The sequence below is a fragment of the Yersinia sp. Marseille-Q3913 genome (assembly GCF_963892745.1).
In the GTDB taxonomy this organism is placed as follows: domain Bacteria; phylum Pseudomonadota; class Gammaproteobacteria; order Enterobacterales; family Enterobacteriaceae; genus Yersinia; species Yersinia bercovieri.
The window spans coordinates 21667-38587 of sequence record NZ_CAWQAF010000044.1; the positions used below are offsets into that span (position 1 = coordinate 21667).

A 16921-nucleotide genomic window follows, 5' to 3' on the forward strand; every position below is an offset into this window, starting at 1 on the left:
GTTCTAACTAAAATAGATTAGACTAAAAGGCTCCACCTTTGTGGGGCCTTTATTTATCCAGTATTGGAGTAACCTGCAATGTCCGTACTTGGCCGCATTCACTCATTCGAATCCTGTGGCACCGTTGACGGCCCTGGGATCCGATTTATCGTATTCTTCCAAGGCTGCTTGATGCGCTGCCTGTATTGCCATAACCGCGATACCTGGGACACTCATGGCGGTAAAGAAGTTACCGTTGAAGAGTTGGTCAAAGAAGCCGTCACTTATCGTCACTTTATGAATGCTTCTGGTGGTGGCGTGACTGCCTCCGGTGGCGAAGCGATCCTACAGGCTGAATTCGTGCGCGATTGGTTCCGCGCCTGCCACGAAGAGGGCATTCACACCTGTCTGGACACCAACGGCTTTGTGCGCCGTTATGACCCCGTCATTGATGAGTTACTTGATGCCACTGATCTCGTGATGCTGGATCTGAAACAGATGGATGACAGCGTGCATCAGAATCTGGTTGGTGTCTCCAATCATCGTACTCTGGAGTTTGCCCGCTATCTGGCAAAACGTAACCAAAAAACCTGGATCCGCTATGTCGTGGTGCCGGGTTGGTCAGATGATGATAAATCAGCACATATGTTGGGTGAGTTTACCCAGAATATGACCAATATCGAGAAGATCGAACTGCTGCCTTACCATGAGTTGGGTAAGCATAAATGGATTGCCATGGGCGAGGAGTACAAATTAGATGGGGTTAAACCCCCTACTGCGGAGATTATGGACCGCGTGAAAGGTATTCTGGAAAGCTATGGTCACAAAGTGATCTACTGATAATCGCTAACCAATAATCAGAGACTCAATCAATGCCGCCATGTTGGATACCCGACTGGTGGCATTTTTTTGGCCACTAGACTGCCGCGTAAGGTGTTTGCTGCTGATCGGGTTTGCGCAGTAACATCATCAAATACACCAACGCCACACCCGCAATCATGATAAATAATAAGTTGTCTGAATAACGTTGCATCAGCAATGAAGTCATGGTCGGGCCGGTCAGACTGCCAATAGTATAGCTCATCAGCAGTGCCTGATTCATCGCCACTAACTCATCGGCACTGGCTTTTTCACATGCCCACGCCATCGCCACTGGATAGAGGGTAAAACCAGCACAGCCCAAAATAAAGAGTGCGGGAGCCAGAGCGTAATTGCCCAGAATTGCCACACTACCAAGGATAACCACAAATACTTGAATGCGCAGCACCAGCAAGCGACCATAGCGATCAGCCATTTTGCCAATCGGCCACTGACCGATAATCCCTGAACTGACCAGCAATGCCATCCACCATCCCACACTGGCATCACTCATCCCTTGATGTGATAAATACAGCGGCAGCAACCCATAGAGCGAGCCTAAGAGTACACCTGAGATAATACAGCCATTGATGCCCAGACGCGCGCTACGGCGCTTGAGCATCGGCCAAACCGCAACATGTGAGGACTCACTCCCCTCCTGATGAGAAAAGTGGGCAAACAGCAGCGGCAACATCGCGGTAATTACCAATGCACTGACCCAAGGGATGACACTCAACAGTTGTGTCGACACCACACCTAACAGCAGTTGCCCGGTGACAGTCCCCAGATAGTAAACCATCATGTAGGCCGCCAGCAGTTGCCCGCGATTGGTTAAGGTGCCACTGCGCAGTAACGCACTCTCAACAATGACCCAAATCAGTGCGCAAGCCACGCCAGCAAAGAAGCGCCACCCCAGCCAGCTCCAAAAATCGACAGAAAGCATTAATCCGCAAGTCGCCAGAGCAAACAAAATGCAGGAGTAGTGGTAGCTGCGATTAAAGCCGAGCCGTTGGATTAATCGCCCGGCAATCAAGGTCCCGACCAGATTCCCGGTGAAATAGGATGAGCTCACCATCCCCACTTGCCAGGTCGGCAACTGTTGATGGGATAACCATAAGGGAACCAATGTATTTAAAACCGCGATAGAAATCGTAAACAGCAAAAGCCCACAGAGCAGAAACAGCACCGGGCGAGAATATGCGGACATAGTAAGAGAGAAGCCGTCGGGACGATGAAAGTGAGCGCATCATGCCACTGGCGATAAAAAAGTCAATTCCCTGCCAGGCGGGGATAGCACAATATGTTGGTTCGTTTTTTTCGGCAATGAGTTAGCGATACTCGAACGGCACGCCTAAAAAGAAAAAGCGCCCGCAGGCGCTAGATCAATACTGATGATAAATCGCGGATATTTTGTTAACCCACGATTTATTAGCCCGTATTTTTTTAACCAATGAACTCCAGCCCACCCATGTACGGGCGCAATACTTCTGGCACCTGAATGCGGCCATCAGCCTGCTGGTAGTTCTCTAGCACCGCAACGAGTGTACGGCCGACTGCCAGACCAGAACCATTCAGCGTATGAACTAAACGGGTCTTTCTATCGGTTTTATTGCGGCAGCGCGCCTGCATACGGCGAGCCTGGAAATCCCACATGTTTGAGCATGAAGAGATTTCGCGGTAAGTATCCTGCGCTGGCAGCCACACTTCCAAATCGTAAGTTTTGCTGGAGCCAAAGCCCATATCACCAGTACACAACAGCACTTTACGGTATGGCAATTCCAGTAATTGCAGCACTTTCTCTGCATGACCGGTCAGCTCTTCCAGTGCCTCCATTGAATCTTCCGGGCGGGTTATCTGCACCATCTCAACTTTGTCGAACTGATGCATACGGATTAAGCCACGGGTATCACGACCATAAGAGCCCGCTTCTGAACGGAAGCAAGGTGTATGGGCGGTCATTTTTAATGGCAGAGACTCCTCTTCCAGGATCTCATCGCGAACCAGGTTGGTCAGCGGGACTTCAGCTGTAGGGATCAGCGCATAGTTGCTGCTGTCTGACTCCTCTTCCAGTGGTTTGGTGTGAAACAGATCCTCGCCAAACTTAGGTAACTGACCGGTACCATACAAAGTGGCATGGTTAACCAGATAAGGAACGTAAGCTTCCTGATAGCCATGCTTCTCAGTATGCAGATCCAGCATAAACTGGGACAACGCGCGGTGCATACGGGCAATTTGCCCTTTCATCACCACAAAACGCGCACCGGTCAGTTTCACTGCAGCAGCGAAATCGAGGCCGCCGGCCATTTCGCCCAACGAGACGTGATCTCTCACCTCAAAGTCATACTTGCGTGGTTCACCCCAACGGCTGACTTCAAGGTTATCGTTTTCATCTTTGCCCACTGGCACCGAGTCATCCGGCAGGTTAGGGATAGACAGTGCCAGATCGCGGATTTCGTTTTGCAACTTATCCAGCTCGACCTTAGCCGCATCCAGTTTTTCACCCAGCACATTGACTTCCAAACGCAATGGTTCGATATCTTCGCCACGCGCCTTGGCCGCACCAATTAGTTTCGATCGGGCATTACGTTCTGCTTGCAGACTTTCTGTTTCAACCTGTAAAACTTTGCGGCGCTCTTCTTGTTGGCGCAACATCTCAACATCAAGTTTAAAACCTCTGCGAGCCAGTTTTTCGGCGACTGCGTCTAGCTCATTGCGCAGCATATTGGGATCGAGCATGCTAGTCCTGTGCTTGTAGTTATGGATATACCCGCATATATACTTCCGTATAGGTAAACTCTGGGTATAAATGGTTAGTGAAGACAAATTTAACGTGGTAAGCGGCATAAACAGCCACTTACCAAGTGGTTATAGCGTTAACCTTACCGCAACGACAGGGCTAGCGGTAGCGTTTTATCGGGCTATTTTGATCCTGCTCAGCCAACCATGCCAGCTTTTCACCGATTTTCCCTTCCAGACCTCGGGATGACGGAGAATAGTAGCGTGTAGCGGCCATTTCTGGCGGGAAATAGTTCTCACCCGCAGCATAAGCATGTTGCTCATCATGGGCATATCGGTATTCAGCCCCCAACCCCATCTCTTTCATCAGTTTGGTTGGCGCATTACGCAGGTGCTCCGGAACATCAAAATCAGGTTTATCGCGAGCATCCTGCATCGCTGCTTTAAACGCGGTATAAACAGCATTACTTTTCGGCGCGCAGGCCAAATAAACAATCGCCTGAGCAATCGCCCGCTCACCTTCTGCCGGCCCTACTCGGGTAAAACAGTCCCAAGCTGAGATTGCTACTTGCATGGCGCGTGGGTCTGCGTTACCCACATCTTCTGACGCAATCGCCAGCAGACGCCGGGCAACATAGAGCGGATCACCGCCAGCGGTGATAATACGCGCATACCAGTACAGCGCCGCATCTGGCGCTGAGCCACGAATAGATTTATGCACTGCCGAAATCAGATCGTAATAGCGGTCGCCTTTATTATCAAAGCGAGCACTTCGTTCGCCAGAGACCTCTTTTAGCAAATCAGGGGTGAGCACACGTACCCCGTTGGCATCTATTTCTGCCATATCTGCCATCATTTCAAGGCTATTTAAGGCACGACGCGCATCCCCCCCCACTAATTCAGACATCACGCGGCGGGTTTCATCAGGCAGTTTGATATTCTGCCCACCATAGCCACGCTGGGGATCAGACATCGCCTGATCAATCACTTTTTCGATATCTGCGGCAGTTAATGATTTCAGTAAGTAGACGCGTGCACGAGAGAGCAGTGCCGAGTTCAACTCAAACGAAGGATTTTCAGTAGTGGCGCCGATAAAGGTGATCGTGCCATCTTCAATATGCGGTAAAAATGCATCCTGCTGGCTTTTATTGAAGCGGTGAACCTCATCGACAAACAATATTGTGCGCCGTCCTGCGTCACGATTTTGCCGCGCTCGCTCAATAGCTTCGCGGATCTCTTTAATACCAGAGGTCACCGCAGAGATACGCTCAACATCCGCCTGACCGTAGCGGCCAATAATTTCTGCTAACGTGGTTTTGCCGGTCCCCGGCGGCCCCCAGAGGATCATCGAGTGTAACTGCCCCGCGGCGATTGCCCGCGGTAGCGGTTTACCTGGAGCCAGCAGATGCTGCTGCCCAATATATTGATCCAACGTCAAAGGCCGCATCCGCGCGGCCAGTGGCTGAAACTCATTTTGGGAAAAATCGAGGGACATATTACTCACTCAGACCTCACTGCCGCTGGTCGTCCAGCGTCACACCTTTTGGTAGGGTAAACTTAAACTTGCTGGCATCCGCTGAGCTATTTTGTTGCCCTTTCAGGGTATACGCACTGCGCTGCCCATCTTGCTCAACTGCAGCAAAGCTTTTAATGGTGCCTGTTGGGGTAACCGTTATTGTAAATTGCTTCAAATTACCGCTGGCATTTTTTGGCGTCAACTCAAAATCATCGCCTTTTTGCTTCACATTATACTGCTTCCAGTCATCTGGATTGTTGCGAGTAATCAGCATGAAAGGTGTGTTGCCGGTGGCATTTTTCAACCAGGTCGCCGTGGCTTGTTCAACAAAGGGGTTGTAGAACCACAGTGTCTGACCATCGGAAATCAGCACACTCTCATCCGGTGAAGTCATATGCCAGTTAAACAGATTGGGCCGTTTTACCCATAACTCACCCTCGCCTTCTTGCACCGCGGCCCCTTCAGAGCTGGTGACTTTCTGCGAGAAATTAGCATGGAAGCTGTTCACCTTGCTCAGGCGACCTTGCAAATCAGTGCTGGCATCCGCCAAGACTGAGGTTGAAATTAAGCCAGATAACAGACAGCAAGCAACAAGCAATTTTTTCATTATTCTAAATACCTTATAAAATTCTCTGATGAAATACGGGTGATGCTTCTTGGCATAAGGGCCGCAAAGCGGCCCTGGAGGTTATTGACAAAGTGCCGGTTGCGGAGAGAACAGCTAGATCGTAAAGACGCCGTCAATCCGTCCCTGGAGGCTCGAGCCGCGCCATCCCTGGCGCGGACGCTTTACTCTTCTACCCGTCCTCTCCGTTCCAGATCGCGTCATCGGGGTTTGTCAGCAGTCTGAAGGGCCGCAAAGCGGCCCTGTCTAGGTTAACTGCCTCAGAACAAAAGATTACTCGTGAGGTGGCGGTGCCAAAACTTCACGATTGCCATTATGGCCCGGGGTACTCACAATCTGTTGAGCTTCCATCTGCTCAATAATACGTGCAGCACGATTATAGCCGATTCGGAATTGACGCTGAACACCAGAGATCGACGCACGGCGCTTCTCCAACACAAAGCTCACCGCCTGATCGAACAGTGGATCTAACTCTTCGTCACTGTCCAAGCCAAGGCTACCGCCTTCCCCCTCGTCACCACCACTGATAATACTCTCAATGTATTGAGGGCGACCACGAGCTTTCCAGTCATTAACGACAGCATGTACTTCCTGATCACGGACAAAGGCACCGTGCACACGCACTGGAATTGATGAGTTAGGTGCCATATACAGCATATCCCCCATGCCCAGTAGTGATTCTGCCCCCCCCTGATCAAGAATGGTACGGGAGTCAATTTTGCTGGAGACCGTAAAGGCGATACGCGTAGGAATGTTAGCTTTAATCAAACCCGTTATCACATCCACTGACGGACGCTGTGTTGCCAGAACCAGGTGAATCCCGGCAGCACGTGCTTTCTGTGCTAAACGGGCAATCAGCTCTTCAACTTTTTTGCCCACCGTCATCATCAGGTCAGCAAACTCATCTACCATCACCACGATATAGGGCAGTTTCACCAACATGGGTGGAGAGATGTCCATGCTGTCGGATGGCTTCCAGAATGGATCGGGAATTGGCCGCCCCATGGCTTCAGCTTGCGCCACTCGTTCGTTATAACCGGCCAGATTACGCACGCCCAATGCAGACATCAGTTTATAGCGCCGTTCCATCTCACCGACACACCAACGTAGTGCATTCGCGGCATCCTTCATATCGGTAACCACGCCAGTTAACAGATGCGGAATACCTTCATAGACCGATAATTCCAACATTTTCGGGTCAATCATGATAAAGCGCACCTCATCCGGCGTGGCTTTATACAAGATGCTGAGGATCATCGCGTTCACCCCAACCGATTTACCCGAGCCAGTCGTACCTGCGACCAGCAAGTGAGGCATTTTGGCTAAATCAGCTACCACCGGCTGCCCGGCGATATCTTTACCCAACACGATAGCTAATGGTGATGGATTATCGCGGAATTTGGCACAATCGAGCACTTCTCGCAGATAGACCGTCTGACGGTGTTTATTTGGCAGTTCCAGCCCGACATACGGTTTACCGGGAATAACTTCCACAACACGCACTGCAATCGCGGAGAGTGAGCGGGCCAAATCGCGGGAAAGATTGGAAATGCGCGAAGCTTTGACCCCCGGTGCCAGATCCAGCTCAAAACGGGTAATGACCGGCCCTGGAGAGATGCCGACCACTTCAGCTTTCACCCGATAATCTCCAAGCCGTGCTTCAACCAAACGTGCTGTCTGCTCCAGAGCAAACATATCGACTGGCTCCTCTTCCGCTGGCGGTGAAGAGAGTAGATCTAGCGTCGGTAATGGCGTCGTTGGCTTAACCAACGGCTGGTCATTACGCATCAGGAATGGATGAATCAGACTGTCCATCGCCGGGATCGGTTGCGCGGGTTGTGCTGATTGCACTGGCGCCGTGGGCTGAACGGCGGACTGTACTGCTGACTGAGCATAAGGTGATGCTGCAATCGGCTGAGTATGCGCAGACTGCGCATTTGCCGACGAAGCATAACCCGGTGGAACCGGTGCTGATTGCTCTAAATGTGTTTGCTGCAGGTGTGGCTGCTGATGTGGCGACAGCTGTTCTGGCGCAAAACTCTCTTCGGCGACGGTTTCAACATACGGAGAAGGTGTGAACAGGGGTTCACGCGGGGTCTCATCCACTAAATCTGCAACCGGCGAGAATGTGAAGGCGCGGCTGGCATCAACCGATTGCACTCCTTCAATTGTATTTTCTTCGTTCAACCCACTGTTTTCACTATAAATACTATTTTTGCTATAAATCCCACTTTCACGGTGAATAGCATCCTCGTGCTGAGTCGCACCATAACGATGCTGCTGTTGCGCAGCAAACTCCTGTCGCAATGCGGCCTCTTGCAAAGCCTGTTCATCTTCAGGTTCTGGTGCTGAGAAGATATTTACGCTCGCGTCCGTTGGTTGCCCATAACGCTCAGACTGTTGGTCGACAAAAGCTTTACGCAAGATGGCCTGCTGCAACGCCGCCTCATCTTCAGACTCGACCTCTGTACCAAATGAAGCTGGATTTTGAGAACTCTGTGTTTCATCCTCGCGCTGCTCACGTTGTTCCTGCTCAGCTATTCGCTGAGAAGGCAGTTTGATACCGTAAGAAGCTAGCTCGCGCCGCGTTGGAATACGAACAGGGTTCGGTCGTGGTAATTCTGGGCCAATCCCCTGTTTAATCTGGGAGCTGCTATCACTGGTTGCTGTAAATGCAGGCATAAATGTCGCTGCAGCTGCACTTGCGGCAACAATTCCGTTGGTAGATATTGGCCCAGATGTTGATGCCGCGCCAGCGGCCATGCCCGCTGCGGTCAATCCATCAACAGTTGAACCCAGCCCAGGGTTCATATGAGGCGTATTTTCCACCTGACCGCTATGACGTTGTGCCGTTGAAAAATCAAATGGCGAATGGCTGGCAGCGGCTACTGGCGTATCCCATGACCCCATTTGAGGTTCAGGGCGCTCAGCCGGTAACACAACGCGAGTCGGCACTGGAGATGGTGTTTCTTCTGGAATTTCAAAAGAATAGAGCGGTGGGGTCGCGGCCAAATTCTCAACCACGGGTGCCGTACTGTCGTTGACAAAGTGGATGTGAGCATAGCTAGGGTCAGCAGCACCATGACGAGTAACAGAATCAGCGACACTCTCAGTAGAAGCCGCAGATAACGGCGACTGTTCATCACTATCCGTTGCACGTAGCGTACTTAATAGTGGATCATATTTATCGTCGGTTTCAGCCCGCGGTAATAGCGCATCAGTCACAGATGGCGCGGAGAAGAGTATATCGTCATTGTCTGCATAGGCAGAGTTCGCCGCCAGCCCTGTTGCGGCTGCAACACCCGCTGCCTTCCCTGCCACTGGCCCTTTTTCTTGCTCGACAGTTTCTGCATCATCGGTCTGGTAATCATCATCGTCATAGCGTTCCTCACGACGAGAGCGATTAGTCATAAATGTCAGTGAACCTAAGACCACACCGCCAATTTTCTCTGCAATGACCAGCCATGACCACCCGGTAAAGAGCGTCAAACCAACAGCCCAAATGCAGAGTAATGTTAGTGTTGCACCCACACCATTGAACCACGGCAACATGGCATTGCTGAATAAGCTGCCAATCACCCCACCAGAAGCGAAGTAATAAAGATCGTCAATGTTCAGAGCCGCCAGGCCGCATGAAGTTAAAATCAGGGCTAATGTGCCAATCAGGCGCAATGACAGTGCAAAGTAATCGACATGTTCGCTGGCATCGCGCTGACGGAATGCCGCCCAGCACAACATCACCATAATGGCAGGGATTGCGTATGCCAAAACACCAAAGGTGAAGAACAGTGTGTCTGCCATCCAGGCACCAATACCCCCACCAAGATTGTGGATAGGTTCGTGCCAGGCAGTTTGGGACCAACTTGGGTCCGAAGGATTGAAACTCAGCAGCGCCGCCATCAGGTAGGCTGCCAGAATAGTTACTACAATCAAAATAGCCTCAAGCACACGTCGACCGCTGCTGAGTTTTTTCAGAGTAACTTCTTTGTCTTCTGTATATTCCTGGCTCAAGAAAGGCTCTCCAGGTTCCTGTTAACTGGTATGAGTAACAACGCCGAGAACCCTCCCGGCGTTGAAACTGTATGAATAAACAGGAGTGTAACCAAATTACTCAGGTTTTGCACCTGCCTGTTTACCGCGTTTTAATTACTAGACGGTTACTCTGCTTCACTTCTTCCATGACCACATAAGTGCGGGTGTCGTTGACGCCCGGCAGGCGAAGCAAGGTCTCCCCGAGTAGTGTACGGTAAGCAGACATATCGGGTACTCGGGTTTTCAACAAATAGTCGAAATCGCCTGATACCAGGTGACACTCTTGAATTTCCTCAAGATTTTTGACGGCAGCATTAAATTGCTCAAATACATCCGGAGCGCCACGATTCAGAGTAATCTCAACGATAACCAGCAATGATGCATCCAAATACTGTGGATTAAGCAGTGCGGTATAGCCATGAATGAAGCCCTGACGCTCTAAGCGGCGAACCCGTTCCAAACATGGTGTTGGTGACAACCCTACTCGTTTTGAAAGCTCAACGTTAGAGATACGCCCATCCTTTTGTAATTCATTCAGGATGTTACGATCAATACGATCAAGCTCTTTCCCCGGGCGCTTTTTATTATCTATCATCTTATAGTCTCTCTTAATTTCCTTGAGTCTGTGGCATGCCCTAAGTGTCATTAAATTTAGAGCCTGTTACAGACAACGACCCGCAGCCTGTTTTATGCAAATATATCAATACGTTGTTATCTCACACCCTGTCTGTCCAACTGTATGCGAGGTACTCGATGATTATTAGCGTTGAGGAAGAAATAACGCATCACGAACAACCGCAGAAACATCCCCCCTACAGTTGTTCGAGAACTAACTCCACATGCCATCCAGCATTAATCGAAAACATTCCAGGGTTTTCGCTTGGCATCACTGATACCAAATCTGAAATTATGGCGCGCAGATAATTTCTTCTTCCTATGATGTTTTCGCAAATGCGCAGCCGATTGTCAAAGTAAAAGAAGTTAAATCAGTACAACGTGCCAGAATTAAAATCTCAGCGCCCTTCTCTTAGCTATTTTTTCATCGTTTATTTGCTATAAAATGGTGCAAATTGCCCTCTAGGTATTACGGCTTTTTTTGAGCTATCAGCTTGCAAGCCACATTTTTTATGGGGTCAAAGCTTTTTGAGGGTATTCACCTCTTAATGCAGAAATGAATTTTGGTCCAATTTGTCACCAACCCTATTTTTTTTCGGTTAACTGTCGATTTCCAATGCATTTAGATTATTAAATAGGCATTGCCTATCAAACAAATTGCTAACAACATTTTTGTCTGCTTTTTTTAATGCCCGATTTTCCCTACAATCGATAACATTGTCCGCCATTGTGGGAAAGAGGTATTCATGAGCACGGCTAAACATAGCAAATTGATTATTCTGGGTTCTGGCCCTGCGGGTTATACCGCCGCAGTTTATGCTGCACGCGCCAACCTGAAACCTGTATTGATTACCGGAATGGAAAAAGGCGGTCAGTTGACCACTACCACCGATGTCGAAAACTGGCCGGGTGATCCTGAGGGTCTTACTGGCCCGGCGCTGATGGAACGGATGCATGAGCACGCAGAAAAATTCCAGACAGAAATTCTGTTTGACCATATCAACCGCGTTGATTTGCAAAACCGCCCATTCCGCTTGTTTGGCGATGGCGCAGAATACACTTGTGATGCGCTGATTATCGCAACCGGCGCTTCAGCCCGCTATCTGGGGATGGAGTCAGAAGAGGCATTCAAGGGCAAAGGGGTTTCTGCTTGTGCAACCTGCGATGGCTTCTTCTATCGTAATCAAAAAGTTGCCGTTGTCGGTGGCGGTAATACTGCCGTTGAAGAAGCGCTTTATCTGGCTAATATCGCCGCTGAGGTGCATTTAATTCACCGTCGCGATAACTTCCGTTCAGAAAAAATCCTGATCGACCGCCTGATGGAAAAAGTGAAGAACGGCAACATTGTGCTGCACACTGAACGAACCTTAGACGAAGTGCTGGGTGATGATATGGGTGTCACGGGTGTTCGCCTGAAATCAACCCAGAGCGACGAAACTGAAGAGCTAGCCGTCGCGGGTGTCTTCATTGCGATCGGTCATAGTCCTAACACCGCTATCTTTGGTGACCAACTGGCACTGGAAAATGGCTATATCAAAGTTCAGTCCGGTACTCAGGGCAATGCGACACAAACCTCAATTCCAGGTGTGTTCGCGGCAGGCGATGTTATGGATCATATCTATCGCCAAGCCATCACCTCAGCCGGTACTGGCTGTATGGCTGCGCTAGATGCAGAACGTTATCTTGATGGGTTGATGAACGATAAATAACGCCCACTGATATTGAATCTGATATCACGGTTTCACTGAAAATAACGGGTAGCTGACATTATGTGAGCTGCCCGTTTTTATTTCTATTTTGTTCTATATTTTTTGCACATTGAACATACCAATGAAAAACAGCAAATTATAGAAATCTACTAATGCGGTGATTATCACAAGCATTATGGTTTCACCTCATAGCATCACAAGGTAAGATTGCCCTTCGCCAGTTTGCCACTTCCAATGGTGACAAACCTTTTGATCTTGTTATACCCAAAGTAATCGGCGTTGCAGGTAAGGCCAGATTCACACAACCTTTTGTTTGTATGAGTCAAGGTTGCTAGCTTCCCTGCCTCTCTGAGCACCATGGGTATATTTGCGCAGACAAATTGCCTGATGAATAAGACACGACAGTATGAGTTGATTCGTTGGCTGAAAAAACAAAGCGCTCCGGCGCAACGTTGGCTCCGCCTGTCCATGTTACTTGGCCTCTTCAGCGGATTATTGATTATCGCTCAAGCATGGTTGCTAGCCACCTTGCTGCAATCTCTGATTATCGACAAATTGCCCCGAACTGCATTAACTGCCGATTTTTGGCTCCTGGCAGGGACTTTTGCATTGCGTGCCGTGATCAGTTGGCTACGTGAGCGGGTAGGATTTATCTGCGGCATGAAAGTCCGCCAGCAGATTCGCAAAGTCGTGTTAGACCGATTAGAACAACTTGGCCCAGCATGGGTAAAAGGCAAGCCTGCCGGGAGTTGGGCGACCATTATCCTGGAACAAATTGAAGATATGCAGGATTACTATTCCCGCTATTTGCCGCAAATGTATCTGGCAGTATTTATTCCGGTGCTGATTCTAATTGCCCTCTTCCCAATCAACTGGGCGGCGGGTTTGATCTTATTTGTCACCGCGCCGCTGATTCCGTTATTCATGGCATTAGTCGGGATGGGGGCTGCCGACGCCAACCGGCGTAACTTTGTCGCGCTAGCACGTCTGAGTGGCAATTTCCTTGATCGCTTGCGGGGGCTAGACACCTTGCGGTTATTTAACCGTGCCAAAGCAGAAACAGACCAAATTCGCAGTTCCTCGGAAGATTTCCGCCGCCGTACCATGGAGGTGCTGCGGATGGCCTTCCTCTCCTCTGCTGTATTAGAGTTTTTCGCGGCCATATCTATTGCCGTGGTAGCGGTTTACTTTGGTTTTTCCTATTTAGGCGAACTGAATTTTGGCAGCTACGGTTTAGGCGTAACACTGTTTGCTGGTTTTATGGTCTTGATTCTGGCACCTGAATTTTTTCAGCCATTGAGGGATTTAGGAACCTTCTACCATGCCAAAGCACAGGCAGTAGGTGCGGCTGAATCACTGGTCACATTCTTAAGCAGTGAAAGTGAATCTATCGGTCAGGGCGATAAGGTACTGAGTGGTTCAGATGCCATCACCCTTGAAGCAGATGAGTTGGAAATTTTGGCCCCCAATGGCACCCGCTTAGCAGGGCCGCTAACATTTTCCCTGCCCGCAGGTAAACGTGTCGCCATTGTTGGTTTAAGCGGTGCGGGCAAGAGTTCACTGCTCAACCTGCTACTGGGTTTTTTACCCTATCGCGGCTCGTTGAAAGTCAACGGTATTGAACTACGTGAGTTGGCGCCACAAGTCTGGCGTAGCCAGTTAAGCTGGGTCGGGCAAAATCCACATTTGCCGGAACAGACGCTGGTTGCCAATATTCTGCTGGGTCAACCCGACGCTGACGACAGCCAATTGCAGCAGGCGGTTGAGCGCGCATATATCAACGAATTTCTCTCAGATTTACCACAAGGGCTAAATACAGAGGTCGGCGACCACTCTGCCCGTCTTTCCGTTGGGCAAGCCCAGCGGGTCGCTGTTGCTCGCGCATTACTCAACCCTTGCCGTTTGCTATTGCTCGACGAACCGACAGCCAGCCTTGATGCCCACAGTGAACAGTTGGTAATGAAAGCACTGGAAGAGGCCTCTCGCAGGCAGACAACCTTGCTGGTCACTCATCAGTTGGAAGATACACTGGGGTATGATCAAATCTGGGTAATGGATAATGGCCTTTTGATTCAACAAGGTGATTACTCCAGCTTGAGCCAGGCTACCGGTTCATTTGCCAATCTGCTGTCCCACCGCAGTGAGGAGCTTTAATCATGCGCGTACTTCTCCCTTTTCTGGCGCTATATCGTCGCCATTGGTTCCTGATTTGTCTGGGCATTGTGTTGGCAATTGTTACCCTGCTGGCCAGTATCGGTTTGCTCACATTATCAGGCTGGTTCCTGGCAGGAACCGCCATCGTTGGCCCTGCTGGACTCTACACATTTAACTATTTGCTGCCAGCAGCGGGTGTCCGTGGTGCGGCGATTACCCGCACAGCTGGCCGCTATGCCGAGCGCGTTATCAGCCATGACGCAACATTCCGTGTACTGGCACATCTGCGGGTATTTGCTTTTCAGAAAATCCTGCCACTCTCCCCTGGAGGTATCGCCCGTTTTCGCCAAAGTGAGCTGCTAAACCGTCTGGTCGCTGATGTCGATACGCTTGATCATCTCTATCTGCGAGTGATCTCACCACTGGTAGCCGCCATCGTCATTATCGCAGTAGTGACTTTTGGCCTGAGCTATCTGGACATCAATTTAGCGCTGACCCTCGGTGCTATCCTGCTCGGGTTATTACTGCTAGTTCCATTGATTTTCTACCGCGCCGGTCAACCTATTGGCCGTGATCTAACCAATCTGCGCAGTCTGTATCGTTCACAGTTGACCTCTTGGTTACAGGGGCAGGCCGAGTTATTAGTATTCGGTGCGTTGAGTCGTTTCCGTGCGTCACTGGACGATATTGAACAGCACTGGATGAGACGCCAGAAGCAACAGGCTTCATTAGCAGGTTTGGCGCAAGCACTCATGATTCTGGCCTCCGGTTTAACCGTAACCTATATTTTATGGCTTGCTGCGGACGGTATTGGTGAGAATAGCCAGCCTGGCGCATTGCTAGCGCTGTTTGTCTTTACCTCTTTGGCTGCATTTGAAGCCCTACTACCGGTAGCCGGCGCCTTCCAACATTTGGGGCAAGTTATCGCATCGGCAACCCGAGTCGCTCAGTTGATGGAGCAAAAACCTGAAGTGACATTCCCAGCAAGTGGCCCAGCGCCAACCTCACAGGTGGAGCTGGAAGTGACAGGGTTGAGTTTTACCTACTCACAGCAGCCTTTGCCTGTTTTACAGAATATATCGCTGTCACTGGCCGCAGGAGAGCATATTGCGCTATTGGGCCGCACTGGTTGTGGCAAATCCACACTCTTGCAGTTATTAACCCGTGCCTGGGATGCCAGTCAGGGCACTATCACACTCAATGGGATGCCATTGGCCCAATATGATGAAACCACATTGCGTCAAATGATGACCGTAGTCAGCCAGCGGGTGCACATTTTCAGCAGCACCTTGCGTGAAAACCTGTTACTTGCCTGCCCTTCTGCATCAGATGCACAGCTAAAAACGGCTCTAGAGCAAGTGGGATTAGCCAACTTGCTGGATAACAGCGAAGGGCTGAATGCATGGATGGGGGATGGTGGGCGGCCATTGTCTGGTGGTGAACAGCGGCGTTTGGGAATTGCCCGCGCCTTGTTACATCCTGCTCCCCTGTTGCTGCTTGATGAGCCCACCGAAGGGTTGGATGCTGAAACCGAACAGCAAATTTTAGCGCTGCTACGTCAACATTGTCGCCAGAAAAGCCTGATTATTGTGACTCATCGTTTGTATGGGCTGGAGTATATGGACCGTATCTGCGTAATGGATGGCGGGATGATAGTCGAACAGGGCAACCACCTAAGTTTATTGCAAGGTATGGGCCGCTATTACCAGTTCCATCAACGCCATTGAGGCCGTGATATTAGGGCAACGATGATGCTTTTACGGTCTCCGAATTGACTGAGCACAGGCGGGTAATCAGCTAATTTTCAGCTAATATGATTAAAAGCTGCTGAAACCAAAGCAGTATTATTTATGATTATACTCGAATGGGTCTGTTAGTCGTCGCCAAGGAGATTTATGCGCATCACACAGCTCTCTTCTCAATCATTCGCCTTTCCGTCACCTGAGCTGGCTCTGCGCGAACCAAACGGGTTGCTGGCTCTGGGGGGCGATTTATCTGCACCCCGCTTACTGGCCGCCTACCAGCGAGGGATTTTCCCGTGGTTCAGCCCTGGGGAGATGATTTTATGGTGGTCACCGGATCCTCGGGCGGTATTGTTCCCGGAAGATTTGCATATCAGTCGGAGTATGCGGCGCTTTTTGCGGCATTGTCCTTATCGATTTACCCTCAACCATGCTTTTGAGGATGTGGTCCGCGCCTGTGCTTCTCAACGTGATGAGGGGACGTGGATTGGCGATGATGTGCAACAAGCCTATTGTGAGCTACACGCTTTGGGACACGCCCACTCAGTGGAAGTTTGGTTGGAAAATGAACTGGTTGGTGGTTTGTATGGGATTGCAGTCGGTACATTGTTTTGCGGCGAATCCATGTTTAGCCGTGCTGACAATGCATCAAAAAGCGCATTAATGGTTTTTTGTCATCATTTTACCCGTCAGGGTGGAGAACTGATTGACTGTCAGGTCCTCAACGCTCACACTGCGTCGCTGGGTGCGATTGAGATCCCACGCAACTTTTTTTTGCAGCAGTTGAGTCAACTCCAGTTTAGTCCACTACCGGCTGAATGCTGGTTACCGCAATCGTTGAATTTTTCATCCACGATGCAGTAAAGCTCAACCGTTGAAAAGAACCCCACATTAGGCTTTATCCCCCTCTTACCGGCAGACTAATTTTGCTGAAATGGTGCGATGACCGCCAACA

General features: G+C 50.0%; 11 protein-coding genes. 5 read left to right on the top strand and 6 right to left on the bottom strand.

Translation table 11 applies throughout. The annotated features are described in order from the left end of the window. The first annotated feature begins 78 nt into the window (after positions 1–78). Positions 79–819, top strand: coding sequence for a pyruvate formate lyase 1-activating protein (gene pflA, locus AACW11_RS15050; RefSeq protein WP_005171041.1), 741 nt, complete (start codon positions 79–81; stop codon positions 817–819). Between the two features lie 76 nt (positions 820–895). Here the strand turns inward: pflA and AACW11_RS15055 are convergent, their stop codons facing one another. The 6 genes from AACW11_RS15055 to lrp all read right to left on the bottom strand — a co-directional run bounded on the left by AACW11_RS15055 (position 896) and on the right by lrp (position 10341). Next, positions 896–2044 carry an MFS transporter gene (locus AACW11_RS15055; RefSeq protein WP_212584615.1) on the bottom strand — a complete coding sequence of 383 codons (1149 nt, stop codon included), beginning with the start codon at positions 2042–2044 and terminating at the stop codon, positions 896–898. A 236-nt stretch (positions 2045–2280) separates the two neighbouring features. Then, positions 2281–3573: a serine--tRNA ligase gene (gene serS / locus AACW11_RS15060; RefSeq protein WP_212584616.1), complete on the bottom strand. Its 1293-nt coding sequence runs from the start codon at positions 3571–3573 to the stop codon at positions 2281–2283. A gap of 160 nt (positions 3574–3733) precedes the next feature. Next, the gene (locus AACW11_RS15065; protein WP_212584617.1) at positions 3734–5077 is read right to left on the bottom strand and encodes a replication-associated recombination protein A; all 1344 of its coding nucleotides are present in this window, start codon (positions 5075–5077) and stop codon (positions 3734–3736) included. A gap of 7 nt (positions 5078–5084) precedes the next feature. After that, positions 5085–5696, bottom strand: a complete 612-nt coding sequence (gene lolA / locus AACW11_RS15070) for an outer membrane lipoprotein chaperone LolA (protein WP_212584618.1) — start codon at positions 5694–5696, stop codon at positions 5085–5087. 291 nt (positions 5697–5987) lie between these two features. Then, entirely contained in the window at positions 5988–9725 is a 3738-nt protein-coding gene (locus tag AACW11_RS15075) for a DNA translocase FtsK 4TM domain-containing protein (RefSeq protein ID WP_212584619.1), read from the bottom strand. Positions 9726–9846: 121 nt separating this feature from the next. Beyond that, a complete protein-coding gene (gene lrp / locus AACW11_RS15080) occupies positions 9847–10341 on the bottom strand; it encodes a leucine-responsive transcriptional regulator Lrp (RefSeq protein WP_002211340.1) in 495 nt (164 codons plus the stop codon). A 766-nt stretch (positions 10342–11107) separates the two neighbouring features. Here lrp and trxB point away from each other — a divergent pair. From trxB to aat, 4 genes are all read left to right on the top strand, one after another. Continuing rightward, positions 11108–12070 (top strand): thioredoxin-disulfide reductase, encoded by a 963-nt coding sequence (trxB, locus tag AACW11_RS15085; protein ID WP_212584620.1) that lies wholly within the window; start codon positions 11108–11110, stop codon positions 12068–12070. 387 nt (positions 12071–12457) lie between these two features. Further along, positions 12458–14224 (top strand): heme ABC transporter permease/ATP-binding protein CydD, encoded by a 1767-nt coding sequence (cydD, locus tag AACW11_RS15090; protein WP_212584621.1) that lies wholly within the window; start codon positions 12458–12460, stop codon positions 14222–14224. Between the two features lie 2 nt (positions 14225–14226). Then, positions 14227–15951: a heme ABC transporter ATP-binding protein/permease CydC gene (cydC, locus tag AACW11_RS15095; RefSeq protein ID WP_212584622.1), complete on the top strand. Its 1725-nt coding sequence runs from the start codon at positions 14227–14229 to the stop codon at positions 15949–15951. A gap of 168 nt (positions 15952–16119) precedes the next feature. After that, complete coding sequence (gene aat, locus AACW11_RS15100) at positions 16120–16830, top strand: leucyl/phenylalanyl-tRNA--protein transferase (protein ID WP_212584623.1); 711 nt, start codon at positions 16120–16122, stop codon at positions 16828–16830. Positions 16831–16921: the final 91 nt, after the last annotated feature.